A 22,736-nucleotide genomic window follows, 5' to 3' on the forward strand; every position below is an offset into this window, starting at 1 on the left:
AAAACTGATAACATTCCCGTTGAAACGACCCTTGTCGGTCGCTCGGGTGCCGATCTTAAATCCTTAGGTGCAGACAGTCCGCTATTCTACGTCGTCAACTTCGTTCGCTTTTTTTGCGGCGATCTTAGCGCTCTCGGCCTTTAGCGGGCGCGAAACGGGGCATACTTCCTGCGCGTAAGTGTTGAGCGTGTTGAGCAGATTGTCTGGCACCAGCCGGTAGAACACGAACTGCCCCCGCTTCTCGCTGCTGACCAGTCCGGCATTTTCCAGCACGGCGAGGTGCTGGGATACCGCAGGCTTGGACATTTCGAAGCGCGAAGCGATATCGCCGGCGCTGAGCTCGGCATGGCTCAGGTACGCCAGAATCTTGCGGCGCGGGGTGGAGGCCAGAGCTTCGAACACTTTCTGCATGAGGCGTATTTAAGGAATGAGCTAATCACTTGACAAGGCCTCTCGATTAATTAAGCAATGAGTTAATTACCTCGGAGATTGCAATGCCCGATGTGTCCCCCAGCCAAGCCCCATCCGCTTCTTCCGAAACGACGGTGAATAGCCTGACCGAAATCGCCGGCTGCAGCCCGGTCGAAGGGACGGTGCGATGGGATCCGGTCCATTCGATCTGGAACGGGGGCATGCTGATCATATCGCTCGTCCTGGCCCCGATTTTTATCAGTTGGTCGGCCTTGGCCGTATTCCTTGTGCTGACGGGGGCATCGCTTCTGCTGGGGCACAGCATCGGCTTCCATCGTCTTTTGATCCATCGCAGCTTTGCCTGCCCGCTCTGGCTGGAGAGAGTGCTGGTGTGGATCGGCACGCTGGTCGGCATGAGCGGGCCGTTCTGGATGATCCGCACGCATGACCTGAGGGACTGGGCGCAGCGGCAGTACGATTGCCACGATTACCTCGCGCATCGGCGCCCAATGCTGATCGACGCGTGGTGGCAGCTCCATTGCCGTCTGGAACTGGTGGCCCCTCCGGCGTTCGACCTCGGGCGGGCCGGGAAGGACCGCGTCTACCGTTTCCTTGAGCAGACCTGGATGGTTCAGCAGCTTCCGGTGGGCATGGCGCTGTATCTCGCCGGAGGCATGCCGTGGGTGATATGGGGTGTGTGCGTTCGGGTCAGCGTTTGCGTCTCCGGCCACTGGTTCGTAGGGCACGTCGCCCACCGGCGAGGGCCGCAGTCATGGCTCGTGGAAACCGCGGGCGTGCAGGCCCACGATGTGCCCTGGGCGGCAATACCAACCATGGGCGAGGCCTGGCACAATAATCACCATGCCTTCCCGGGCTCTGCGCGGATCGGCCTTTACCCCGGGCAAAGCGATTGGGGCTATCGGGTGATCGAAGGGTTGGTGAGGATGGGCCTCGTCTGGGACGTCGTCACGCCCGAAATTATGGCCGAGCGCAAGGAACTGCGGCCGGCGGTATCACAAGGCCGGCCCGAAAGACGGCTTTCGCAAGCTGCGACGGCCTGAGCCATGCGCAAGCTGCTCTCCTTCGACGGGCGTATCGCACCGCTGGCCTATGTGCTGGCGGCGCCGATCCTGCTGCTCTTGCAAAACCTGATGGTCGCGCTCTGCTATCGCTGGCAAGGCGCGGCGCTGAATGCTGATGCTTGGTTCTGGCTTCTTCCGCTGCGTCGTCTGGCACAGATGCCAGGTGTCACCGCCACGCAGGCCGCGACGGTATTCGCGCTGGCATTCGTGATCGCCTGGGCATTGGCGGCCCTTTCGGTTCGCCGCGCGAACTGGTCCGGGCGCGGGTACAGGCTGAGCCTGTTCGCCATCTTTCCCGTGTTTCAGATCATCGTCGTCACAATCCTCTGCGCGATGCCACGGCTGTCCGAAACTTCGGAGAAGCAACAAGGCGATGAGGTTGATCGGGCGCTGGTCCTGCAAGGCGTTCTGGCGGGCGTAGCGATCATCGTCGTCGCCGTCCTGATCTCGGCACTGACGCTTGGGGCCTACGGGTGGGGCCTCTTTGTTGCGACGCCCTTCGTGGTCGGAATGACGACCGGCTATATCGTGAACCGCCGGGTCCCGCAGACCGGAGCGCGGACCATGGCGCACGTCCTAGCGGCTGGTGCCCTGGGCGGGCTTGCCTTGCTCATGTTCGCCTTGGAAGGGTTCATGTGCATCGTCCTGGTCGCACCGCTCGGCTTGGCTGCGGCAGCGCTAGGCGGCGCTGTTGGCCGGGCGATCGCTTTGCTCGGACATGACGGCAGCAGGCCCGTGATGTCCGTCGCGATACTTCCAGCCCTGTTCGCGCTTGAAGCAAGCATGCCGCCCGCGGTGCCCATCGAAACGATCGAGAGCATAGATATCGCGGCATCGCCGGACGCGGTGTGGCATGCGATCACCAGCGAAGCGCCCATCGGCATGTCGCCGGGCCTGCCCGGAGTTGCGGGGCTGGCCTACCCTGTCCGCAGCAGTCTTATGGGCGAAGGCGTAGGCGCCACGCGCCTTGGCGTGTTTTCGACAGGGACTGCCGTGGAACGTGTGACCGAATGGAAGACGGGCCGCGTGCTGGCCTTTACCGTCCTTTCACAGCCTCCGGCCATGGAAGAGATGAGCCCCTATCGCCATCTGCATACCCCGCACCTGACGGGGTATGTCGTCACCGGAGACACCAAGTACGTCCTCTTGCCCCTCCGCAACGGCGGCACGAGACTTACGCTGGAGGCGCAGACCGTGCTGCGTATCGACCCGATCGCCTATTGGGAGCCGATCGCCCGTATCGCCTTCCATTTGAACGTTCGGCGGGTGCTCAAGAGCGCCAAAGTAGAGGCCGAGCGGCCAATTATCGAATGAACGAAAAGCCGTTGCCGGGGTAGGCCGGTTCGAGACGTGATCGATGGTATCGGCGGCCCGCGACCCTTGTCGGTCGCTCAGCGCTCCAGTTTCGCCCCCCAACAACGGACCGGCCGCTTACCCATCGTCCTACCGAGAGGATGGCCGTGAAGAGACCTCCGGTTTCGGGCGCTTCGCACTAGTCAGGGGCTGTCTTTCTGGTCAGGAATCCCTGCATAGAAAGCCACGCGATGAATTCGTCTAGCACGAGCGTGGTCGTGGTGTTTGGCTTTCCGAGCCCGAAACCATGGCTCCCCTGCTGGTAGCCATGAATTTCTACCGGCCGCTTGGCTGCGAGCCAGGCCTGCGCAATCGGAAAGCCCATGGAGGGAAACAGGGGATCGTCGAGAGCGATTGCATCGAACATCGGCGATGCGTCTCTCGGAACGTCGATCTTTGCCTGCGGGCCATAGATGTACCCGAAGAAAGCAGGTCGTTCGCCCGACTTCGCGGCAAGGACGATCTGGAGCGAGGTCATGGCGCCAGCCGAAAAACCGATCATGCCGACGCGGGCGGGGTCGACGCCCCATTTGGCGGCATGTTCGCGCACCATCTTCAGCGCGGCAAGGCCATCTTCAGTCGCCTGCGGATTGGTCAACACCGGTTGCTTGGTCGGATCGGGAATGCCCTCCATCATCTTGGCCCAAACATATTTGCCGGCTTCGGCTTCGTCCTTGGGGGTTGGCAGGAGGCGATATTTAAGAACGAACGCGGCAATACCGCGGTCTGCAAGGGCCTGAGCTACATCCCAGCCCTCGTGCGACATGGAAAGCGCCATGAAAGCGCCGCCGGGCGCCACGATCACAGCGGCGCCGGTCGCTTTGGCGGGATCGGGAAGAACAGGGGTCAAGGTGGGCCGAGTGACATTGCGGACCGCATAATCCTTACCGAAGTATCGGGCCCAGTTCTCGTTGGCGGCAGATCCGGGCGTCTTGGCGCCATAGAGCGGGATGGCGCCTGTCTCGACCGGCGCGCTTGCCGGAGCGGGGGCAGGATAGTCGGCGGGCTGCGCAGCAGCACTCCCTGCTGCTGTTACGCATACGGTTGCCATAACAAAATATGCGGATTTGCCAGTTGCCATCCACGATCTCCCCTGTTGTTTGGGAGGTGAATGACATCTAGAAACGTAAAAGGTCAAATACGCTTTTTTTGCAATTCCATAGTAATTTCCTATACCTTCGGGCCTTGCACAGATGCTCGCCGGTCGGCTGTGCCAACACTGCGTCGTCAAACTTCGCCAGGCATCACCAAGCTACGACGCGGCAGAGCTGCATTGTAGATTTCCCGCTTCGTTACACAGTAACTATTCGGGGGTCGCCATATGAAGAACGACCCTTTAAAGACGCTCAGCCGCCGATTTTTCGTTCCCAGATGCAGTCGTTCTACTTCCCCCTCTGTATTCCGAAAAGTGGCCGTAATGGACCGGAGGATGCCCGGATGCTAACTCCGGATCGTCCTCATTCGCTTGGGTTTAGCCCACCTCGCGAGTGATCGTCATCTTCTAGGTGATGAGCGCGAAGCGCGATCTGTAAGAGCCGTAACCGAATTCCGGCCCCCGCCACGCTGGGGGATCCGGATGGCCTCGACTCTTCTCCAAGCCAATCAGGCTGCAGTCTGCAGCCCGGATTGGTCGTCCAGTTTCGCGCCCCGCATGGCCGCCGGGCGGTTTCGGCAACGCTCGACATAGGCATCAAGCGTATCGTCGGCCGGAAAGGCGTGACGACCGAAGGCAAGCGCGCTGCCGATGAGCACGTCAGCCACAGTGAAATCGGCGCCCATCACATAGGGCCCTTGCGTCAGTACGGTGCGCAACCGCGCTAGCACGGCGTCACGATTGCGCTGCGGCTCCGGCGCTCCTTGGAGAGTGCCTGAAAGGCCCGCGAACAGCGCCTGCTCGAACTCTGTCGCATACCAAGCGATCCAGCCAAGATACTCGCCGCGGCGCAGATCACCGATTGCCGGCGCGAGTGCCGCCTGCACAAACGCGTCGGCTAGGTAGAGCGCTATCGCCACGGATTCCGTGATCAGCGCGCCGTCATGAAGGATCGCGGGCACGCGCTTGTCGGGATGTGGGTTCGCTGGATCGGGCTGCCCTTCACCGGTCATGGGCCGGAAGATTGTGACCGGCCGGATCTCGTAGGCGGTCCCCAATTCCTCCAGCAGCCAGATGATCCGGGAAGACCGCGATTGCGGAGCGTGGAATAGAGTAATCATAGATATCTCCTCAACGAGCATTCGCCCCGACGACCAGCGCGTTGAGGCATTTCCACTTGTACGGCAGCCCTGCTGCCAGCATTCTGTCAGCAGGAGACCGACCCCGTGCGCAGAGCAGACAGATTGTTCCAGATCATTCAGATATTGCGCCGCTCTACCCGGCCGGTAACGTCGGGCGAGATCGCCCAAGAACTGGAAGTTTCACAGCGCACGGTCTACCGCGACATCGCGGATCTGATCGCGCAGCGCGTGCCGGTGCGAGGTGAGGCCGGTTTCGGCTACATTCTGGACGACGCCTTCGACATGCCACCGCTTATGCTGACGCCGGACGAAATCGAGGCCGCAGTGCTGGGCGCACAGTGGGTCGCCGGGCGCGGCGATCCCGCGCTGGCGAACGCAGCGCGCGATCTGATCGCCAAAATCACCAGCGTCGTGCCCGAACGGCTCCGCCCGATCATCGCCCATCCCGCGATCGGAACACGGCCCATTACAGCCCCGGCATCGGACCGCATCGATCTGGCGCAAACCCGCTTATGGATCAGAGACGGCCGCAAGATCGAGATCGACTACCTCGACCAGCACGGCGTCAACACCGTGCGCATGATCTGGCCAATCATCCTGGGCTTTCTTGACGACACCCGCATGCTCGCAGCTTGGTGCGAACTGCGTCAGGATTTCCGTCACTTTCGCGCTGATCGAATAGTGGCGGCCAGATTTGTCGATGAACTCTACGACAGTCGGCCGGGAACGCTCCGCCAGCGTTGGAAACGGGATATGGAGAAGAGGCGAAATCTCGAGGGCAAAAGTCGAGCCGCAAGCGCTGCAGAACGCTCCGCCAGAACGTATTAACCCAAGTCAATTCTACCTGAGCGCACCTTGCACCCGTCAGACTGCAACCCACCTATTGTGCAGCGCAACATAAATGGGCGCAGTTGCACCGGAACAGCGGCCCTGACCCGAAGGAATTGGCATGCGGAAGATTTCCGACACGATCAACAGGCTCGCAGCTCTGCGCTTGGCTGGAACCGCAAATGGTTTTTCCGCAGTGAGCAGCCGCCTGACGCCATTGTCGGATTTCGGCTCGAATCCCGGCGCATTGAACGGACACGTCTACATCCCCCAAACGCTGGCACCGAACTCGGCGCTCATCGTCGTCCTGCATGGCTGTACCCAGAATGCAGGAAGCTACGACATCGGCGCGGGATGGTCGGATATGGCGGACCAGCACGGGTTTGCCCTGCTTTTCCCGGAGCAGCAGCGCCAGAACAACCCCAATCTATGCTTCAACTGGTTCTCGCCGGGAGACAACCGGCGCGATGCGGGCGAGGCGCTCTCGATACGGCAGATGGTCGCCGCCGTTACTGCTCGGCACGAGTTGGACCCCGCTCGCGTTTTCGTGACTGGCCTGTCGGCAGGCGGTGCGATGACGTCGGTCATGCTTGCGGCCTATCCGGAGATCTTCGCAGGCGGCGCGATCATCGCTGGTTTGCCCTACGGATGCGCCAGTACAGTCCCGCAGGCGTTCGACCGAATGCGCGGGCACGGTATGCCGAGCACTTCGCAGCTGTCGGCGCTGGTTCGTGCGGCTTCGGACTACAAAGGAACGTGGCCCACCCTCTCGATCTGGCATGGAACCGCCGATGCGACCGTGAGCTACGGCAATGCGCAGGCCATCATCGACCAGTGGCGGCCGTTGCACCGCACGCGCGCGGCGCCCGACCATGTCGAGGTTATCGGCGGCCATGGGCGCCGCGCCTGGACCGATGCATCCGGTCGCGAAGTGATCGAGGAATACACCATCCAGGGCATGGGCCACGGAGTCCCGCTCGACACCCTGAGCGAAGATGGTTTCGGAATGAGCGGTGCCTACATGCTGGAGGCGAACATTTCCTCGACGCTGCACATCTGCCGCTTCTGGGGACTGGTTCAAGCGAATGGCAAAGGGGCTGCCAGGATTGTAACGAAGCCTGCGCCCGCCCCGCGCGAGCAGGCAGTGGCTTATGACGCGATCAGCAATGCAATGCCGCCGATTTTTGCACGTGGCACCTTCACCCATGGCCGAGATACCCATCGCGCCGGCGGCGTGCGCAAAATCATCGAAGACGCACTGCGGAGCGCAGGATTGATGCGATGATGGTCGGTGACCTGATAAACGCGTTCCCCCGAAGCGATTGATCAGGTCCAACGCGATCAACCCATCCACGGAATCAGAGCAAGGGCCCCAAAATCCGTAATGTCGGCGACTTCAAGCTATGGGATCAGTCGGCTGTCACGATCGAATGTTCAAGTCGCATGTCGTCGAGCAGATGTTCGATCGCAGCGCGCTGCGCATCTGTGCCGCTGGGCCTGAACTCCCAATTGCAATGGGGATGGGTCTTCGTATCTCGCACGATGACCTTTCCAAGCGCATGCCGCCATGTCTGCGAGGTACCCCCCCTTTCCCGGATAAGGCGAGCTACAAGCAGGTGTTCAAGATCGGATGCCGTCATACCGACCGCTTAGCCGCTGTAGGCGGCTAATCAACCAGGGCTTTTCACGCGGACTTGACGGATCAACTGCAGGCATCGAGGACAAACTGCGGAACCGCAAACGTCGGTCCGGTCGGCGGTACCGTCACCGCAATTGGCTATCTTTACTGCCTCGTCGGTTGATGCGGGAATGGACGACAGTCTTATCGCGTAGCCCTTGGCAGGCTACGCAGGTCCGTGCGCCCGGCAGGGCCTCGCGCCGACGAGCTGGGATGCTTTCCCCACAGTCTTCGCAATGCTCCAGCCCCTCACCAGCGGGCATTCGCGCGCGGGCGCTGAGGACCGCGTCACTTACGGTGTCATCAATCTGATCTTGCACGGCGCCATCGCGCGACCATCCACCGGCCATAACCGTTTCCATTCATTTTCTTGGCCTGACGTGGGAACCCAAAGCGTGTGGTTCAATGCTGGCTCGTCATTGCGCTCCAGCTACCGGGTCATGGCGATGGCAAGCGGTGGCCTCTTCGGCAACAACCGCCGTCAGGTTTTTCTGCAACGCTGCCGCGCTTATCCGGTGTGGATTGGCGGCACGCACAGTTCTAAAATCGTATTGATCAAAGTTAATTTCGGCGGTTCCGTCGCTTCGCTTCTCTTCTCCCGGAGTTACCTCAATGTCCGGACGATAGTCGTTCCGACTTTTCGACAGGAATGACCATGAACGAGACCTCTCACGATATTTCGACGCTCAACACGCTGATCGCGACCACCATCGACAGCGTCGAGGGATACACTGAAGCAGCCAAGGACAGCGACAGCGGGCGGTTTGGTTCTATCTTCACGAGCCGCGCGAGCGAGCGGCGCGAAGTCGCGTCTCGGCTGCAGCAGGAGGTTGTCCGCCTGGGCGGCCGGGCGGAAGACGACGGTACGATGCTGGCAGGTGCGCATCGCATGTTCCTCAACCTCAAGGCCTCGATGACCGGGCACGACGACAAGGCGATCGTCAACGAGGTCGAGGCTGGCGAAGACCACATCAAGGCCAAGTTCGAGGATGCCCTCGGCGACCGTCAACTGTCGCCCGAAGTTCGCCAGTTGATCGAGGCCTGCTATGCTTCGGTCAAGGCGGGGCATGACGAGATGCGCGACATCAAGCACGCGATGCAGCGTTGAATGAAGGTGGGCCGACGAGCAAGTCCCGTCGGCCTACACCTTTTCGTGGGCGTTTTCAGACAGCCATGCGCGCCTGAGCGATCTCGGCAACAGTCGGATCCCTGAACACGTGGATCGAGCCAGCCGTCACCGCAATCAGTCCCATCTGTTCGAAATCGGCAAGCCAACCGCACATGGGCCACTGCCTCCATCTCGCCCGGAATATCCGCGCATTGCGGATGATGTCTTGAAAATGCTGCAGCGGTGGATCGAACGTATCGTGAAATTGATGGAAAGCACCCGGACCACCCATGAAGACCAGCGGTAGATCCGCCTCGCGTGCGCGGAACCCGAAATCGGTATCCTCCGCTCCGTAACCGGCGAATGCTTCGTCAAACCCTTCAAGGGCCATGAAAGTATCTCGCCGAATCCCGAACACCAGCGACCAGAACAGTCCCGCGTCAGACACGTTACGCAATCCACTCTCGGGGAAGCAGCGCGCAGGATGGTCTGATGATCGCCGCAGCAGATCGGCCTCCTGCCACGGCGATCGGGTATCGCCGGGGCCAAGATAGCGAACATGCCCGCAGATGAGAGCATCGAGCTCCTCAATGCTCTTGGCCATCGCTTCCACAAGCCCCCGCATTGGAATGCAATCAACATCCAGGAACAGCAGCCCATCACCGCTTGCGGCTTGAGCCGCAGCATTTCGTGCGGCTGCCAGCGGCAGCCCGCTCCCTTCACGCCGCAGGACCTGCACTGGTAATGGTAAATCCGCGACATCGACCGGCGCCGTGCTTCCCATGTCGACGACGATCAGTTCCTTCGGTGCGATGCCGCTTCGCCGCAGCCCCACCACCAGCTCAGCCAGATGCGCCGGCCTATCCTTGACGATCGTCAAGACGCTGAGTGTCATGACCGGCGTCGCCACAGGTTTAGCCGATACAGCGGCATGCGCTCGTCAGTGAGCACCACCACTCCATCACCAAGCATGGTCCGCAGCTTTTCTACAGCGTCGTCCCCGCTCTGAGGATAGTCGGTCGCCCCGGTCCAATGGACCAGCAAGATGTCGCCTCCGGAGCGAACGTGCGAGCCCAGCCATGCGGACACACGCTTCAAATCTTCATCTGCCCAGTAATAAGCAACTTCGGACAGGATCACGAGATCGAACGAGCGGGCCGGCATCAGTCGGGGAACCGCCATATTGGCGAACGAGACGTGCTCGAGCGGCACGCACCGCGCGCGCGCCGCGCGCAAGGCGATGGTGCTGACGTCAACCGCAAGAAGGTCGCGGCAGGAAGGCGCGAGCTGTTGCGTCAGAATGCCTTTGGCACACCCTATCTCGAATGCGTTCATGTAAATCCGCCCTCCGAGAGCACGGACGGTATCGGCATATTTGGCGCGCTCGTAGTCGCTCGATTCCAGATCCCAGGGATCTTCGGTGTGCTCGAACATCTCCTCGAAATACATCGGGGCAAGGCTCTTCAGTGGACGCATCATCGTGATCTCCGCAGGAACAGAGTGTCGCTGGCTGGCATGCGCTGGCGATCTGCCGGCAGACGGAAGCCCGGGCCACAGGATGTGGTAAGCTGGCTGCGATGCGCACTCAGCGCCTGCCGCCGCCTGCCGGCAGACATGGGGGAAGTCTTCAACCGGATATGGCTGCGCTCGGACGGCGGCGCCGACCAGACGCAGTACTCGACCAACCGCAGACGCCCCCTGGCGTTCGCCTGGATCGCATGTGCGAGGCGCGCGGCGGCGGAATGATCACAATGAGGTTCGTGGGACGCGGTCACTGCAATCGCACCGACATGAAGCCGGCGGCACAAGCTATCCAAGACGGCGACGGAGCGGACAAATTCCGAACTCGCCGGAATTCCTGGATGGGCGTCTTTCCAGTCTAAATGGATGGGTCGTGGCAGGCGGCGACCCGTCAGCCGGAACAAGGCCAACGCCGCTTCCCGGCGGCGCACGGCCGTCAATCCTCTGACATTCTCATGAGAGCCTGAGCCGTCAGTAAGGTACACGAGAGCCCCAAGTCGGCCAAAGCAGGCAGCCTGATGGATGAGCGCTCCTGCTCCCAATGTCTCGTCATCCGGATGAGGGGCGAGAACCAGCCAGCGGACATGTCGCCACGGCCGTTCAGTGAGCGAGCGCATTACCACAAGCGATCCCCCTCGCCCCACGCATCGTGGTCGAGCCACGCCAGAGCGGCCTGATCGCGCGCGTAATCAGGACCGGCCTGACGCAGGTAAAGCGCAAGGTCGCGGATGATCTTGTCGATGCGCTCGCCATTCATGGCGCTGCGGGTGCCGACGATGCGGGACGACAGTTCCATCACGTCGAGCGCGGCGCGCTCGACCACGCCGCGCGTCAAGCGGGCGAATGCGGGTCCGTCCGGGTCATCGCGCGCCGCACGCAAGGCGCATTCGCGGACCCAAAGATACGCGGTACGGGTTGCCACGACGCAATCGGCGAACTTGGCCCGGTTCAAGGGATCGCCACGGGCCGCCTCCGACATTGCCAGGCGTGTCTCCGCGAGAAGCGCCTCGATGCCGCCGAGTTGGACCGCGGTGAAACGCCACGCCCCGGTCGTGAAACGGGGATCGCGATCGTAGTCGCCCGGCATCCCGAGAAGATCGATGTCTTCGACGACAATTCCGGTAAGATCATAAAGGCCGCTGTTGGTCGCCCTCATCCCCCGTACCCGCCATTCCGAAACGTCGGCACGGTGGCCATCATTGGCAGGCACGACAACGAGACGGCGTGCACCTTTCGCCGGTTGCGCGGTCACGAGTGCGAAGGCCAGCCCACCTGCGCCGCTGGCGAAGCACTTGCCTCCATCAAGAGTGCTCGGCCCATCCGCCGCGACTGAGAGGACGGTCCCCGGCGACGGTTCGGTCGCCCACACGCCGTAGAACGCTCCTCGATCCAGTTCGTACTTAAGCCGAGCATTCTGCTCCGACGACCCGTACCACTCGAAAAGCATGAGGGCGTTCACGTGGCCTTCGTAAAGTCTTCCGACGCTGAGATCGGCGCGGCCGACGATGCGAAGGACGTCCATCAGGACGCGGTATCGGCCTACTTCATCGCAAAACGTCTGTCCGCCACTGGAGACGGGCGCGAAAGCGCGGTGCAGACCGGCGGCGGCAAGGCAGCGCATGCTGTCGATCGGAAAGACCGGCGCGGCATCATAGCGCGCGCCCAGGTCCGCAAGTCGAGCGGCGATTGCGCCGGCGACCGCTACCGGACCGTCCTGATCGGAGCCGGGGCTGGCGGAAGGCGTCATGCAAGAGGCTCCTGCGCCACCAGACCGTCGGCCAGCTCCGCAAGCCACGAGGCCGCATTCTGCACCCCGCGCGGATCATGCAGCGCATGCCCTCCATCCGATCCCAGCGCCATCGTCCGATCGATGAGCTCAGGCCATTTCTCCGCCTCCGGCCAAGTATCATGAACAACCGCCGCAGCTGCGGCATGAAGCCCCGCCGCCGTGGCGTTCTGCTCGCCGAAGGGCCGGCCTTCGGGAATACACAAAAACGGACGATCGGCAGCCAGCACCATGCCGACAAGCCCATCACCGGCAGCGCCGACGACCATCGAGGCGCGCGCGATCTCATGCACGGGTGCATCCACCCATCCCAGAAACGTGATGTTGCCGGGAGCATTCCGCGCAGCGCTGGCCGGGCCTATAATCCGCCACTCCCATTGCGGGCAGGCTCTCGCCGCAGCGGCCAATACGTCGCCGTCGCCTATTGGCCCACCGAGCCCGAAGACTACCAGTATCCGGTTATCGATACGCTTGTCCGTGGAAGGAGTAGCGGTAATGCCGGGAAAATAGCGTGTCTTCGTGCGAACCCAGTCCGGCGTCGAATCAGGTTCCAGCGCCGGATGGAATGGCGCCAGCAGCGCGGACGCACTGAGAAATGCTTCGAGGTGCGGGGGATCGCCGCGCTCTCCGTTGAGCCGGACATATACCGTTGGCACCGATGCCAGCCGGGCGAGCATCGCGACCTCCACCGATACGTCCACGACCATCAACGCGGGGCGCTCACGCGCTATCCAGCCGGCAATGCCGGCCACACGATCGCGGACGCCGACGTGGTCCAGCGGAGCGTAATGAAGCGCTCCTGGACGGCCGGGTGCATCATCGCGGCCGTCGAAGCGCAGCGAAAGGCAGCGATCGTCGGCAAGCTCTACGCCTGCGCTCGCCACGTCCGTCCCCAGCAGCACCACTGGCCGGGCGCATGCGGCGGCAATCACGCTGGCGCGGGTCCGGTGTCCTCCTCCATGATGATGAACATAGTATCCGATCGGGCGCACCGTCACAGGGCCATCTCCAGAACCATGTCATGGGGCATCGCGGGGAGATGCTGTTCGGCCTGCGCCACCAGCGCGTCACCTTCGGGACGTGCTCGAAGCTGGCGGCGCCATACCGCCCTTTCACGCCAGTGGTGAAAGCCGGGCACATACGGCGCCGCTTCGCGCGCTGCGCATGCGAACAGGGTTTGCATGGCTTGCGCCATACCCTGCTGTGCCCGTCCGTCCCGGCGGGGTGAGACAAAGGTAAAGACGTCCGCAGGGTGCGAAATCCGCCCTTCCTGCGCCAGCGCAGCCGTCACCAGCGCGCAGTCCTCGCCGGACGGAAGCGGAGGCACGCCGCCGCACCGGACGTATAGCCCCGCCCTGATCGCCAGCGACGCGCCCGTATGGTCACCGTGACGCGGGGCAGGATCCCAGGGCAGCGGGTCCAGTTCATCCTCGATCGCCCGTACCTCGTGCCAGTAACGGTCCCACGCCCGGCGCAATGCCAGGACGCTAGGCGGAAGCGGCTCGGCAGGTTCGATTTCTATCCGCCCGCCCACCATGTCCACTCCGCGCGACAGGGCATGGGCAATGTTCGACAGCCAGTCGGGTGGAGGGCGGGTGTCCGCATCAGTGCTGATGAGCACACCATTTTGACGGTTTGGCAGCAGCGCGAGACCGTTATCCATCGCCAATCGGCGAGCGGAACCGGCATGGGCGAGATCGGGCGGAAAGATGACGGATGCGGCGTGAAGCACCAGCCGTCCGAGATGACGGGTGCTTGCCTGCTTCACGACGGCGAGGCTGTCGTCGGTCGAATTGTTGATGACGACGATCACCAGGATCGGCTTGGACCAGTTCTGCTCGGCAAGTGCGTCAAGCACTATGGGCAACCTGTCCGCTTCGTTCCGCGCCGGGATGCATACGCACAGGTCCAGGCTCTGCCCGTGAATACCTGCGTCAGACATGAGCAATGGCATTTCCCGGGGTGCCGGCGGCCAATTCCAGAACGCCAGCGGAGGAGAATGAAGGAACATCCGCAGGCAGCAGGGCAATGCGGCGGCGATAGAGTTTTTCATACTCGTCCACCATCCGCCGCGCGTCGCAGATGCGCTCGGCTCTGCGGCGACAATCACTGCGATCAAGCGCTACCGCCGCCAAGCCCGCAGCGGCAAGCGCGGCCACGTCATCCGGCGCCGCCAGCACACCGCATCTCCGGTCGAGGATCTCAGGGATCGCGCCGCGCGCGAAAGCGGCAACGGGCACACCGCAGGCCAAGGCTTCCGCGACCACCAGCCCATAAGGTTCATCCCACATCGGCGTACACAGGAAGGCCCGTGCGCCGCCGACCAGCTGGGCCAGTTCGACATGGGCCAGGTGGCCGACGTGAATGGCATCGGGACCAAGCTTTGGCGCGATGCATGTCCGGAAATAGTCCGGATCGAGTATCGGCCCGGCAATGCGCAAGGGCAGGCCGATCAGCCGAGCCGCGTCGATGGCGAAATGCAGGCCCTTTTCAGGCACGATGCGCCCGTACCAGACGAGATAACCCGCATCGTCCGCCTTGGGACGGAAGGCGAAGTTCTCCAGATCGATGCCGTTCAGGATTACCTCGTCAACGTTGGTCACGTGGCTCCACAGCGCCGCGACGGACCGGGAAACGGCGGCGAAGGCGTGGTTACGCGCCGAGCACAGCCGCACGCCGCTTTCCATCCAGCAGAATGGTGGAGTATGTAGCGTCGTCACCACCGGCATCGGCAAGGAATCCGCAAGCGTTACCGGCAGGTAATGCAGCGAATTGTTATGGATGACGTCGAAGTCCCGATGCCGCAGCGCATTCATCAGGCTGAGGTAGGCGTGGTGTTCCTTGAAGAACGTCACATCGGTCGCTTCGGTTGTGCCCACCGCTGCCAGCGCGGTTTCCGAGCAGATCGCCTCGAGTCCCAGACGTTCTTCCGAATGCGATGACGCGAATACCGTAACCGCATGGCCGCGGTCACGAAGAGCCCTTGCCAGCAGGTGGGTATGCATTTCCAGCCCGCCGGCGAAGGGTTCCGCTATCGGGTGCCGCAGATGAGCGATAATGCCGATGCGCAATCGGGGCTCGAAAGGCTGGCCCCGGGACGGCAGCACGCCGGCCGGGGCGTAGGGTGTGAGCATGCCAGGCAGGTTAGACCGCGGACCGTGCATCCAGATCGACCTCCAATTCGCGGGGCCAGTGGCGCAGGGCATGACAGGCGGTCAGGAATGCCTGCGCATCCTCGGCACTGTCGAGCGGGAGACATGCTTCGTCGAGGTCGTCGATGATTCCGGCCCGTTCGAAGATTTCCTCAGCCTCGTCTGTCAGGGCGATGAACTTGCAATGCGCAAAGGCATCGGTGACGAAGTCCTTCGCGGCTGCATCGAGAGATAGCAGCCTTCCGCCTTCCTCCGACACCACGATCGCAATCGCATCGAACAGGACCGATGGCCCGCCGTCTACCTTGTGCTTTGCCGCCACCGTCGTTCCATCGGACAGCGTGACGCCGGCGATCTTGGGAGCAATCACTTCGTAGACAGCGCCTTCCGTCTCCACTGCCGCCAGCAGCGCCGTGAAGACCGCGGCGTCGGCACCGTCGCTGAGCAGGATACCCAGCTTGCGCCCCTTGAAGCTGTCAGGACCGTTACGGACAATGCTGAGCTTCTCGGAAGGCGCGAGATCGGCGATGGGCGTCCTTGCGGCTTTCGCGGCGTCGGGAAGTGGCAACCCCAGTCCATCGGCCACCGTGGCGGCTAGCCCCTCGTCAATGTTCAGAAGGTGCGAGACGACCCGCGAACGGATGTCCGCTCTTTCCACCTTCGACAGCTCGAAGACCAGAGCATCGCCGATATGCTTCTGTTCGATGGGTTCCTGGCTGGCGAAGAACTGGCGAGCCTGGCTGTAGTGATCCGCGAAGGTCTCGGAGCGAACGCGCTGCTTGGCCCCGTCGGCCTCCTCGGCGAAGCTGGTGAAGCCGCGTACCGGGTCTTCGCGCGGGCCACCCTCGGTCGGTCCCCAACTGTTCGGCTCGTAGTTCGCGCGCCCTTTTGGGTTGCGCATCGCCATGTGGCCGTCCTGCTGGAAATGCGCCATCGGGCACTTGGGTGCATTGATCGGGATATGGGTGAAGTTCGGCCCGCCGAGACGCTTCAGCTGCGTGTCGAGGTACGAGAAGTTGCGTCCCTGCAGCAGCGGATCGTTGGAGAAGTCGATGCCGGGCGGCACGTTTTGCGTACAGAAGGCGACCTGCTCCGTTTCCGCGAAAAAGTTGTCGACAACGCGGTCGAGCACCAGGCGCCCCACCACCCGGACCGGCACGAGCTCCTCAGGGATGAGCTTGGTCGCATCTAGCACGTCGAAGTCAAAGCTGTCGGCAAAGGCATCGTCGAACAGCTGGACGCCCATTTCCCATTCGGGGAAATCGCCCGAATTGATCGCATCCCACAAGTCGCGGCGATGGAAGTCAGGGTCGGCCCCGTTGATCTTAACCGCCTCGTTCCAGACCACCGACTGCAGCCCCTGCTTCGGTTTCCAGTGGAACTTGACGAACGTGGACTTGCCGTTCGCATCGACCAGTCGGAAAGTATGGACGCCGAAACCTTCCATCGTGCGCAGCGAGCGCGGAATGGCGCGGTCGGACATCGTCCACATGATCATGTGGAAGCTCTCCGGCGTCAGGCTGACGAAATCCCAGAAATTGTCATGCGCGGTCTGTGCCTGCGGGAAATCGCGGTCCGGCTCAGGCTTGGCGGCATGGATCAGGTCGGGGAACTTGATAGCATCCTGGATGAAGAACACCGGGATGTTGTTACCAACGATGTCCCAGTTGCCTTCCTGGGTGTAGAGCTTGACCGCAAAGCCGCGCACGTCGCGGGCGAGATCGGCCGATCCCTTCGATCCTGCCACGGTCGAGAACCGCACGAAGGCAGGCGTGCGCTCACCCACCCGCTGGAAGATGTCGGCGCGGCTGACGTCGGAAAGGCTGTCGGTCAGTTCGAAGAACCCGTGCGCACCGTACCCGCGGGCATGCACCACGCGTTCGGGTATGCGCTCGTGATCGAAGTGGAACATCTTTTCGCGGAAATGGAAATCTTCCAGCAGCGCCGGGCCGCGCTCGCCCTGCTTCAGGCTGTTCTGGCCGTCGGCGACCGGAATGCCCTGCTGCGTCGTAAGCGTCGCGACGTCTCCGCCGGCCGACTGGTGGGTCTCGCCGCTATCCGCCTGCGTATCGGCATAAGAGAAGGATATATCCGCGTCGGCGGGGATAGGCGACGTCTTGTGAGAAGACTCGCCGCCAACGTCCGCGCCAGCAATGTCATGCGGGGTATGCTTGTCGGAGGATCGTGCAGGGCGCGTGGTTGGCGTTTTGGCCATGGGAGTTCCTTCAGGTGAAAAGTCATGCGGCGCCGCCGGGCCAGCCTGAAGGCGGCACGCTAAGGCGACATCGAAGAAAGCTAGTGTGATCGTAACGGAAGCGGCGGCCCTTCAGTTGCGCTGGGGCCACGGATATTAACCTGTGTCAGCACGTTTCGGCCGACGATTGGTGCAACGCGCTGTCGCGCGATGGGTTATGCCGGGATCGAAGCACCTTCCGGCGCCACTTGAAGGACCCTCCCGTGTTCACCGACCGCTTCCTGCGATACAAACGGGGCGTCAGCCTGTTTCCCGACGAGCGCGTAAGGCTGGAAGCCTCGATCACGGAAGTTCAGACGATCGAGCCGCGCAAGATCGTGGTCCGGGCAGGCCACGAGTTGGATCACAGCACCCTTCTGATCGAAGGTATTCTATCGCGCTATATCGATGATCGACAGGGATTGAGGCAATTGGTCGCCATCCACGTGCCGGGCGACTTCGTCGACCTGCATGCCTATCCGCTCAAGGTTCTCGATCACGACGTGGCCACGATGACAGCCGCCACCATTGCGATCGTGCCGCATTCGGAACTGGATGCGGTTATCGCCGAGCGCCCGCAACTCGGCCGCAAGTTATGGTTCTCAACTCTGATCGACGCTGCGATCCACCGGGCCTGGCTGTTCCGCCTCGGCAGGCTCGACGCGATGGGGCGAGTGGCACACTTCCTGTGCGAAACGAACGCTCGCCTGCTATCGGCCGGGCTCAGTGATGGACATCGGTTCGCACTGGGCCTGACCCAGACCGATCTTGCCGAGATTTGCGGGCTCACCAATATTCACGTCAACCGGGTTCTGCGCCAGATGCGCGAGGACGGTCTGTGTGTCTTTCGCTCTTCACTTGTCGAGATACCCGATCCCGAGCGGCTGGCCGCGCGAGGGCAGTTCGATCCGGCCTATCTGTACATCGACGATACGCAGGAACTTCCCTCTGCAATTACGAAAGCTGTGTCATGACCGCACCATCATTTCCTAACCCGCCGCAACCGCATTCCGATGCTGGAATAGCCAGTGCAGAGGACGGCCTTGTGATGCTGGACGGACCCGACGGGATAGCAGTCACGATGACCGCAAAGGCGGCTGCTCAAACTGGCAGGAACCTGATAGATGCATCACTTGCCGCTGATCGACAACTCGCTGAACGAGACGGTTCCTGCTGCGTATGACTCACAATTCCGTGTGACCGCTCTCCCCGCCGTTCACGCGGCCTTGAATGGCGGTGCGCCAGACAAGCCGTCACAGTTGATTGACGTCAGGTTCGCTCAGTGGATTCGACCTCCGCAGCATAAACGTCGAACCGTTTCAGTTCCGCCTGCCCGAATGCGGTAGTCAGAGCAACGTCGGTAGCGTCCCGCCCACGCGCCATCAGAACGCGGCCGATGCGCGGCTTGTTGTGGCGCGCATCGTGCGTGTACCAGCTGCCGTCGATGTAGACATCGAACCAGGCGCTGAAGTCCATCGGCGCGTCGACCGGCGGCACCCCGATGTCGCCCAGATAACCCGTACAGTATCGCGCCGGAATGTTCATGCACCGGCACAAGGTAATCGCAAGGTGAGCGAAATCGCGGCACACACCCTGCCGTTCCTGGTAGCCGTTCCAGGCGGTCTTGTCCGGCCGGGCGTGGTGGTAGCCGAACTCGATGTGGTCATGGACGAAATCGACGATGGCATCCACACGGTCGCGGGCGGAGAGATAGTGCCCGAAATTGCTCCAGGCCACGTCCATCAGCCGGTCGGTTTCGCAGTAACGGCTGGCAAGGAGGAACGGCATGACAAAGTCGGGCAAATCTTCCACTGTCATTTGCGGCGCATTGCCAGGGCGCATGTCAGGCTCTCCATTGTCCTCGATGATGAAGTCGCATGACAGGGTTACGCCCCCCGGGGGTACGGTCAGGCGGGTTGCGATATTCCCGAAACCATCCTCGAAATGATAGAGCGGGATATCGGGTTCGGCCAGCAGGCGCTGCGGTGAACGCAGGTCCTGATGGCGAGAGGGATGCAGGCTCAGCATCGCCATCATCGCAGTTTTCGTCTCGGTCTCGAAGCTTATGTCATATCCGCAGCGGATCAGCATGAGGGTTACTTTCCTGAGGCGCCGGCAAGGCGGCTGTTGACGGCGCCATGGCCGCTTGAGGGAAACTGATCGGGGTCAGCACGGCGCACGTCGACGGTGACGTCCATGCCCAGAAAGCTCGCCGGAAGTCCGAACCACGTGCCGGACAATGGCAGAACCTGGTAGGGATCGCGGGCCACGGCAACGCGGATCAGGCCGCGATTGCCGATGATGCCGTTGGTGGGATCGAACTCCACCCATCCCGAGCCGGGGAGGAATATCCGCACCCAGGCATGGGTATTGCCGCCACCGACCACGCCCTCCGTGCGCGAGGGATTGTACACGTACCCCGAAACGAAGCGGGCCGCGAAACCAAGCGCGCGCACCGCCTCGATCATCAGCACCGCGAAGTCGCGGCAAGTACCCATGCGTTTCTTGAGGGTATCGATCGGAGATTGAGTCCCCTTCTCGTGCCGCGGCACGTAAGTGAAGTCGCGCTTGATGCTGGTCGCCATCTCGGTCAACAGGCCGATGGTCGTGGTATTGCCGTCATTGCTGACGAAGGCTCGCACCCAATTGTCGACAATGCGCTCGGGGTCGAGGTGCTGCCGCTCGATGGAGCGGAGCAGATCGGGCATGTCCTCGGCCGAGTAGGTGAAGGGAAACAGCCTGGCATAAGCCTCCACATCAACATGCTTCTGCGAGATCGGGGCGTGTTCCAGCGTCGCTTCACTTATAACAGTGAGCATGGCAGCCCTCCGCTCGAACGATGCGATCGCAACCGAATTGCCGAACACATCGTGTACCCAGCGCAGTTCTGCCGGATCCGGGTCGATCGTGAGACGGGCGGAGAGCAAACGCTGGTCAAAAGCCTCGCGCGGCCGCATCATGATACGATGTTCACCGAGCGAAACCGGCTGCTGGTAGCGATACGTGGTCACATGACGGATCGTCAGCAGCGGCATGGAAAAAGTTCCTGATGGCCGGACGCCCGGCGGACAGCTTGCTGGGGCCGGACGATCCCGTGCCGTTCGAAGTGTTCAACGCCGCAGGCAACTCGCCGTTCCTGCTGATCGGCGATCATGCAGGCGCGGCAGTACCCCGCACACTGGGAAATCTCGGGGTGGCGCCCAGGGAGATGGATCGTCACATCGCAATCGATATCGGCGTCCGGGAGATGGGAAAAGCCCTTGCCCGTCTGCTCGACGCGCCTTTCGTGCATCAGGTCTATTCACGGCTCGTCATTGACTGCAATCGCGCACCCGCCCGCGATGACGCAGTTCCCATCGTTTCAGACGGAACCTGCATTTCGCGCAACGAAAACCTGCCAGATGCGGCGCGAACCGCGCGGATTGAGGCGATACATACCCCCTACCACAGCGCTATCGCGGCGCTCATCGATGCCCGAGCAGCGGCAGACCGACCGACCATCCTGCTGTCGCTACACAGTTTTACGCCGAGAATCGACGGGATCGACCGACACTGGGACGTAGGAATACTACACTGGCTTGGAAACACCGCGTTTGCCCACGCACTGCGAGACGCGCTCACCGAGAATGACGACATCATCGTTGGAGATAATGTTCCCTATTGCATGGACGAGACCGATTATACGGTGCCATTTCATGCATTTGGACGCGGCATCGGATATGCTGAGATCGAAGTTCGCCAGGATCTCATCGGCGATCCTGATGGTCGGCATTCCTGGGCAGTCCGTTTGAGCCAGGCGGCCCGTCGAGCCTCAACGCAGTTGGACGGATTCTGACACGAGCATGATACCCAACCAGGCCACCTGAGTGGCTGGAGCGAAGCAATTCAACGACTGGGCGCATGCGATACGTGCGAAGTTATCTATGCGCAAATCCCCATTGATCGCATCGTCGGCATGACACATCATATAAATACAATGATTTTTCCAGAAAATTCAATGAAAATAGGATAAAATTGGCGACCTCATGCCTCGATTGATGATTCATACATTGAAATATCACTATCATTTCTTATATCTTAGAAATCTCTCGCATGACAAAATAAGCGCCAGGGACTGAGAGACCATAGTGCTCCCGCTTATGACAGGGAGCGATATCATGGATCTCAATCGCCAATATTTCGAACATCAGTTATCGCTTATGCGCGCCAGTGGCTCGGCGACTCGCCTTGCGAGGACGCGGCACCTTGCCGCCGCCGGGGTAACGGCGAATAAAATCAGCGAACATCAGTTGGGGATTGGAGCAGCCGCAGCTAACGGCTGGGTGAGCAGTTCGCAAAACCCTGTCTGGTTCCCTGATCGCAGTCTTGAGGTTGTGTCGTGAGCCGTCTGCTCAACATTGATCTTCCCCAGGCAGATGTGGAGCGGCAATGCGCCGAGCACCGGGTATCAATCAGTGCAATCGAGCCTCTCCCATGCGGCGGTACTCATCTTGTCTGTATAAGACTGGAGGGAGCCGAAGAAATGCGGCAGGTTTTTTCAGACAAGCTGATAGTCGGTATTGTCCGGCGATACCCCTTTTATCGCGCACGAGGCCCGTGGTGATGGTGAGCCGCCTTTCTGGCCCTCGACAAGTGCTCTCCCTTTGTACGGAGTTGAGCTCGCCATGACCCATCCAATATTACGATTTTCCCTGAGTTCCAATGGCGATCAGTGGTATCTGGCTCGTGCAGCCGGTCCCGAAAAGACAACTGTGATTCACGAAGCGAACCGTTCGTCAGGGGGCACCTCCACGAGAGTCTCGATCGAGGCCTTCCTGCGTGAAAATCCGGAAGCTCCAGAGCGGCAGGACTTCATGAGATTGATTGCCGACCTGCTTGGCAACGAGCTCGATGCCTGTAACGCGCACAAGGATGTCCTGCTCATACAACTTCGCGATGCCAGCGAGGAAGATGCGGCGAACGCCCTGATCGGCGCCAAAGTGAAACTGCCACTGACGACGCCTTACGAAGCTCTGGAATTTTTCAACTGCATGGTGGACGTATTGACCGGGCAGCGCGCGATCGAGGAGAGCGAAGACGCCCATCGCATTCGCGCTGGCTTTGGCAGTACTCACGCTTAGACTGGGCAAGCGGAGATAACCGACACCTACGCCGACAGAGGTGATGCAAAACGTGAGCAGCGTTGCCGCAAATCCCATCCGCTGCAGCCCAAAGTGTGGAGCGGCGTGCAAAACTGGGTCTGACTCAAATTCCGTGCAGATTTGACAAATTCGAAGGGTAGCCGCGAACTCCAGCTCACGGAAAGCGAGGAGTACTGGTCAATGGCCGTGAAAGCATGGGACAGCAGCC

Annotated in this window: 25 protein-coding genes; 11 read left to right on the forward strand and 14 right to left on the reverse strand. The window is 61.6% G+C overall.

Annotated features, from left to right (window positions below):
• Nucleotides 1-81 precede the first annotated feature (81 nt).
• A complete protein-coding gene (locus ACYPYD_RS08400; RefSeq protein WP_459662785.1) occupies nucleotides 82-411 on the reverse strand; it encodes a metalloregulator ArsR/SmtB family transcription factor in 330 nt (109 codons plus the stop codon).
• An 83-nt stretch (nucleotides 412-494) separates the two neighbouring features.
• Between ACYPYD_RS08400 and ACYPYD_RS08405 the strand changes: the two genes are divergently transcribed.
• Entirely contained in the window at nucleotides 495-1,472 is a 978-nt protein-coding gene (locus ACYPYD_RS08405; protein ID WP_459662786.1) for an acyl-CoA desaturase, read from the forward strand.
• A gap of 3 nt (nucleotides 1,473-1,475) precedes the next feature.
• Nucleotides 1,476-2,807: an SRPBCC family protein gene (locus tag ACYPYD_RS08410; protein ID WP_459662787.1), complete on the forward strand. Its 1,332-nt coding sequence runs from the start codon at nucleotides 1,476-1,478 to the stop codon at nucleotides 2,805-2,807.
• A 178-nt stretch (nucleotides 2,808-2,985) separates the two neighbouring features.
• On the opposite strand, the gene ACYPYD_RS08415 is transcribed toward ACYPYD_RS08410, so the two are convergent.
• On the reverse strand, nucleotides 2,986-3,927 hold the full coding sequence (locus tag ACYPYD_RS08415) for an alpha/beta hydrolase (protein ID WP_459662788.1): 942 nt from the start codon (nucleotides 3,925-3,927) through the stop codon (nucleotides 2,986-2,988).
• 521 nt (nucleotides 3,928-4,448) lie between these two features.
• On the reverse strand, nucleotides 4,449-5,060 hold the full coding sequence (locus ACYPYD_RS08420) for a glutathione S-transferase family protein (RefSeq protein WP_459662789.1): 612 nt from the start codon (nucleotides 5,058-5,060) through the stop codon (nucleotides 4,449-4,451).
• A gap of 123 nt (nucleotides 5,061-5,183) precedes the next feature.
• Here ACYPYD_RS08420 and ACYPYD_RS08425 point away from each other — a divergent pair, with 123 nt between their 5' ends.
• The 3 genes from ACYPYD_RS08425 (at nucleotide 5,184) to ACYPYD_RS08435 (ending at nucleotide 7,579) form a co-directional block, all read left to right on the forward strand.
• Nucleotides 5,184-5,909 carry a helix-turn-helix transcriptional regulator gene (locus ACYPYD_RS08425; protein WP_459662790.1) on the forward strand — a complete coding sequence of 242 codons (726 nt, stop codon included), beginning with the start codon at nucleotides 5,184-5,186 and terminating at the stop codon, nucleotides 5,907-5,909.
• A gap of 121 nt (nucleotides 5,910-6,030) precedes the next feature.
• The gene (locus ACYPYD_RS08430; RefSeq protein WP_459662791.1) at nucleotides 6,031-7,194 is read left to right on the forward strand and encodes an extracellular catalytic domain type 1 short-chain-length polyhydroxyalkanoate depolymerase; all 1,164 of its coding nucleotides are present in this window, start codon (nucleotides 6,031-6,033) and stop codon (nucleotides 7,192-7,194) included.
• Between the two features lie 145 nt (nucleotides 7,195-7,339).
• A complete protein-coding gene (locus tag ACYPYD_RS08435) occupies nucleotides 7,340-7,579 on the forward strand; it encodes a hypothetical protein (RefSeq protein ID WP_459662792.1) in 240 nt (79 codons plus the stop codon).
• Nucleotides 7,580-7,673: 94 nt separating this feature from the next.
• Here ACYPYD_RS08435 and ACYPYD_RS08440 read toward each other — a convergent pair whose 3' ends face one another.
• A complete protein-coding gene (locus ACYPYD_RS08440; protein ID WP_459662807.1) occupies nucleotides 7,674-7,937 on the reverse strand; it encodes a DksA/TraR family C4-type zinc finger protein in 264 nt (87 codons plus the stop codon).
• On the opposite strand from ACYPYD_RS08440, the gene ACYPYD_RS08445 reads away from it, so the two are divergent.
• Both ACYPYD_RS08445 and ACYPYD_RS08450 read left to right on the forward strand, forming a co-directional pair.
• Nucleotides 7,824-8,240 (forward strand): hypothetical protein, encoded by a 417-nt coding sequence (locus ACYPYD_RS08445; RefSeq protein ID WP_459662809.1) that lies wholly within the window; start codon nucleotides 7,824-7,826, stop codon nucleotides 8,238-8,240. The genes ACYPYD_RS08440 and ACYPYD_RS08445 overlap by 114 nt on opposite strands.
• Before the next feature lie 2 nt (nucleotides 8,241-8,242).
• Entirely contained in the window at nucleotides 8,243-8,695 is a 453-nt protein-coding gene (locus ACYPYD_RS08450) for a PA2169 family four-helix-bundle protein (RefSeq protein ID WP_330705673.1), read from the forward strand.
• Nucleotides 8,696-8,750: 55 nt separating this feature from the next.
• Here ACYPYD_RS08450 and ACYPYD_RS08455 read toward each other — a convergent pair whose 3' ends face one another.
• The 8 genes from ACYPYD_RS08455 to ACYPYD_RS08490 all read right to left on the reverse strand — a co-directional run bounded on the left by ACYPYD_RS08455 (nucleotide 8,751) and on the right by ACYPYD_RS08490 (nucleotide 17,369).
• Nucleotides 8,751-9,590 carry a glycosyltransferase family 2 protein gene (locus tag ACYPYD_RS08455; protein ID WP_459662793.1) on the reverse strand — a complete coding sequence of 280 codons (840 nt, stop codon included), beginning with the start codon at nucleotides 9,588-9,590 and terminating at the stop codon, nucleotides 8,751-8,753.
• Entirely contained in the window at nucleotides 9,587-10,174 is a 588-nt protein-coding gene (locus tag ACYPYD_RS08460; protein WP_459662794.1) for an SAM-dependent methyltransferase, read from the reverse strand. Before ACYPYD_RS08460 ends, ACYPYD_RS08455 begins: the two co-directional genes overlap by 4 nt.
• The gene (locus ACYPYD_RS08465; protein ID WP_459662795.1) at nucleotides 10,171-10,833 is read right to left on the reverse strand and encodes a PIG-L deacetylase family protein; all 663 of its coding nucleotides are present in this window, start codon (nucleotides 10,831-10,833) and stop codon (nucleotides 10,171-10,173) included. The genes ACYPYD_RS08460 and ACYPYD_RS08465 overlap by 4 nt, the downstream gene beginning before the upstream one ends.
• Entirely contained in the window at nucleotides 10,833-11,963 is a 1,131-nt protein-coding gene (locus ACYPYD_RS08470) for an acyl-CoA dehydrogenase family protein (RefSeq protein ID WP_459662796.1), read from the reverse strand. The genes ACYPYD_RS08465 and ACYPYD_RS08470 overlap by 1 nt, the downstream gene beginning before the upstream one ends.
• Nucleotides 11,960-12,934: a glycosyltransferase gene (locus ACYPYD_RS08475; protein WP_459662797.1), complete on the reverse strand. Its 975-nt coding sequence runs from the start codon at nucleotides 12,932-12,934 to the stop codon at nucleotides 11,960-11,962. Before ACYPYD_RS08475 ends, ACYPYD_RS08470 begins: the two co-directional genes overlap by 4 nt.
• A gap of 62 nt (nucleotides 12,935-12,996) precedes the next feature.
• The gene (locus ACYPYD_RS08480) at nucleotides 12,997-13,944 is read right to left on the reverse strand and encodes a glycosyltransferase family 2 protein (RefSeq protein WP_459662798.1); all 948 of its coding nucleotides are present in this window, start codon (nucleotides 13,942-13,944) and stop codon (nucleotides 12,997-12,999) included.
• Complete coding sequence (locus ACYPYD_RS08485) at nucleotides 13,937-15,073, reverse strand: glycosyltransferase (protein ID WP_330705675.1); 1,137 nt, start codon at nucleotides 15,071-15,073, stop codon at nucleotides 13,937-13,939. Before ACYPYD_RS08485 ends, ACYPYD_RS08480 begins: the two co-directional genes overlap by 8 nt.
• Nucleotides 15,074-15,146: 73 nt before the next feature.
• Nucleotides 15,147-17,369, reverse strand: a complete 2,223-nt coding sequence (locus ACYPYD_RS08490; RefSeq protein WP_330705666.1) for a catalase — start codon at nucleotides 17,367-17,369, stop codon at nucleotides 15,147-15,149.
• 242 nt (nucleotides 17,370-17,611) lie between these two features.
• On the opposite strand from ACYPYD_RS08490, the gene ACYPYD_RS08495 reads away from it, so the two are divergent.
• Entirely contained in the window at nucleotides 17,612-18,361 is a 750-nt protein-coding gene (locus tag ACYPYD_RS08495) for a Crp/Fnr family transcriptional regulator (RefSeq protein WP_459662799.1), read from the forward strand.
• A 295-nt stretch (nucleotides 18,362-18,656) separates the two neighbouring features.
• Here ACYPYD_RS08495 and ACYPYD_RS08500 read toward each other — a convergent pair whose 3' ends face one another.
• Together ACYPYD_RS08500 and ACYPYD_RS08505 are read right to left on the reverse strand one after the other, a co-directional pair.
• Nucleotides 18,657-19,478 (reverse strand): transglutaminase-like domain-containing protein, encoded by an 822-nt coding sequence (locus ACYPYD_RS08500; protein WP_459662800.1) that lies wholly within the window; start codon nucleotides 19,476-19,478, stop codon nucleotides 18,657-18,659.
• Between the two features lie 5 nt (nucleotides 19,479-19,483).
• The gene (locus ACYPYD_RS08505) at nucleotides 19,484-20,422 is read right to left on the reverse strand and encodes a transglutaminase family protein (protein WP_459662801.1); all 939 of its coding nucleotides are present in this window, start codon (nucleotides 20,420-20,422) and stop codon (nucleotides 19,484-19,486) included.
• Between the two features lie 14 nt (nucleotides 20,423-20,436).
• Here ACYPYD_RS08505 and ACYPYD_RS08510 point away from each other — a divergent pair, with 14 nt between their 5' ends.
• The 3 genes from ACYPYD_RS08510 to ACYPYD_RS08520 all read left to right on the forward strand — a co-directional run bounded on the left by ACYPYD_RS08510 (nucleotide 20,437) and on the right by ACYPYD_RS08520 (nucleotide 22,507).
• Complete coding sequence (locus ACYPYD_RS08510) at nucleotides 20,437-21,222, forward strand: N-formylglutamate amidohydrolase (RefSeq protein ID WP_459662802.1); 786 nt, start codon at nucleotides 20,437-20,439, stop codon at nucleotides 21,220-21,222.
• 322 nt (nucleotides 21,223-21,544) lie between these two features.
• On the forward strand, nucleotides 21,545-21,769 hold the full coding sequence (locus ACYPYD_RS08515) for a hypothetical protein (protein WP_459662803.1): 225 nt from the start codon (nucleotides 21,545-21,547) through the stop codon (nucleotides 21,767-21,769).
• Between the two features lie 282 nt (nucleotides 21,770-22,051).
• Nucleotides 22,052-22,507: a hypothetical protein gene (locus ACYPYD_RS08520; RefSeq protein ID WP_459662804.1), complete on the forward strand. Its 456-nt coding sequence runs from the start codon at nucleotides 22,052-22,054 to the stop codon at nucleotides 22,505-22,507.
• Nucleotides 22,508-22,736: the final 229 nt, after the last annotated feature.

The organism is Novosphingobium sp. 11B (assembly GCF_054589055.1).

Bases quoted from the DNA above. Each gene is read 5' to 3' on its own strand.
- ACYPYD_RS08510 (WP_459662802.1), top strand. From the start codon at position 20,437: ATGGCCGGACGCCCGGCGGACAGCTTGCTGGGGCCGGACGATCCCGTG.
- ACYPYD_RS08450 (WP_330705673.1), top strand. From the start codon at position 8,243: ATGAACGAGACCTCTCACGATATTTCGACGCTCAACACGCTGATCGCG.
- ACYPYD_RS08460 (WP_459662794.1), bottom strand. From the start codon at position 10,174: ATGATGCGTCCACTGAAGAGCCTTGCCCCGATGTATTTCGAGGAGATG.
- ACYPYD_RS08400 (WP_459662785.1), bottom strand. From the start codon at position 411: ATGCAGAAAGTGTTCGAAGCTCTGGCCTCCACCCCGCGCCGCAAGATT.
- ACYPYD_RS08520 (WP_459662804.1), top strand. From the start codon at position 22,052: ATGACCCATCCAATATTACGATTTTCCCTGAGTTCCAATGGCGATCAG.
- ACYPYD_RS08435 (WP_459662792.1), top strand. From the start codon at position 7,340: ATGTTCAAGTCGCATGTCGTCGAGCAGATGTTCGATCGCAGCGCGCTG.
- ACYPYD_RS08445 (WP_459662809.1), top strand. From the start codon at position 7,824: ATGCTCCAGCCCCTCACCAGCGGGCATTCGCGCGCGGGCGCTGAGGAC.
- ACYPYD_RS08500 (WP_459662800.1), bottom strand. From the start codon at position 19,478: ATGCTGATCCGCTGCGGATATGACATAAGCTTCGAGACCGAGACGAAA.
- ACYPYD_RS08420 (WP_459662789.1), bottom strand. From the start codon at position 5,060: ATGATTACTCTATTCCACGCTCCGCAATCGCGGTCTTCCCGGATCATC.
- ACYPYD_RS08505 (WP_459662801.1), bottom strand. From the start codon at position 20,422: ATGCCGCTGCTGACGATCCGTCATGTGACCACGTATCGCTACCAGCAG.
- ACYPYD_RS08410 (WP_459662787.1), top strand. From the start codon at position 1,476: ATGCGCAAGCTGCTCTCCTTCGACGGGCGTATCGCACCGCTGGCCTAT.
- ACYPYD_RS08470 (WP_459662796.1), bottom strand. From the start codon at position 11,963: ATGACGCCTTCCGCCAGCCCCGGCTCCGATCAGGACGGTCCGGTAGCG.
- ACYPYD_RS08415 (WP_459662788.1), bottom strand. From the start codon at position 3,927: ATGGCAACTGGCAAATCCGCATATTTTGTTATGGCAACCGTATGCGTA.
- ACYPYD_RS08490 (WP_330705666.1), bottom strand. From the start codon at position 17,369: ATGGCCAAAACGCCAACCACGCGCCCTGCACGATCCTCCGACAAGCAT.
- ACYPYD_RS08455 (WP_459662793.1), bottom strand. From the start codon at position 9,590: ATGACACTCAGCGTCTTGACGATCGTCAAGGATAGGCCGGCGCATCTG.
- ACYPYD_RS08480 (WP_459662798.1), bottom strand. From the start codon at position 13,944: ATGTCTGACGCAGGTATTCACGGGCAGAGCCTGGACCTGTGCGTATGC.
- ACYPYD_RS08515 (WP_459662803.1), top strand. From the start codon at position 21,545: ATGGATCTCAATCGCCAATATTTCGAACATCAGTTATCGCTTATGCGC.
- ACYPYD_RS08430 (WP_459662791.1), top strand. From the start codon at position 6,031: ATGCGGAAGATTTCCGACACGATCAACAGGCTCGCAGCTCTGCGCTTG.
- ACYPYD_RS08405 (WP_459662786.1), top strand. From the start codon at position 495: ATGCCCGATGTGTCCCCCAGCCAAGCCCCATCCGCTTCTTCCGAAACG.
- ACYPYD_RS08465 (WP_459662795.1), bottom strand. From the start codon at position 10,833: ATGCGCTCGCTCACTGAACGGCCGTGGCGACATGTCCGCTGGCTGGTT.
- ACYPYD_RS08440 (WP_459662807.1), bottom strand. From the start codon at position 7,937: ATGGCCGGTGGATGGTCGCGCGATGGCGCCGTGCAAGATCAGATTGAT.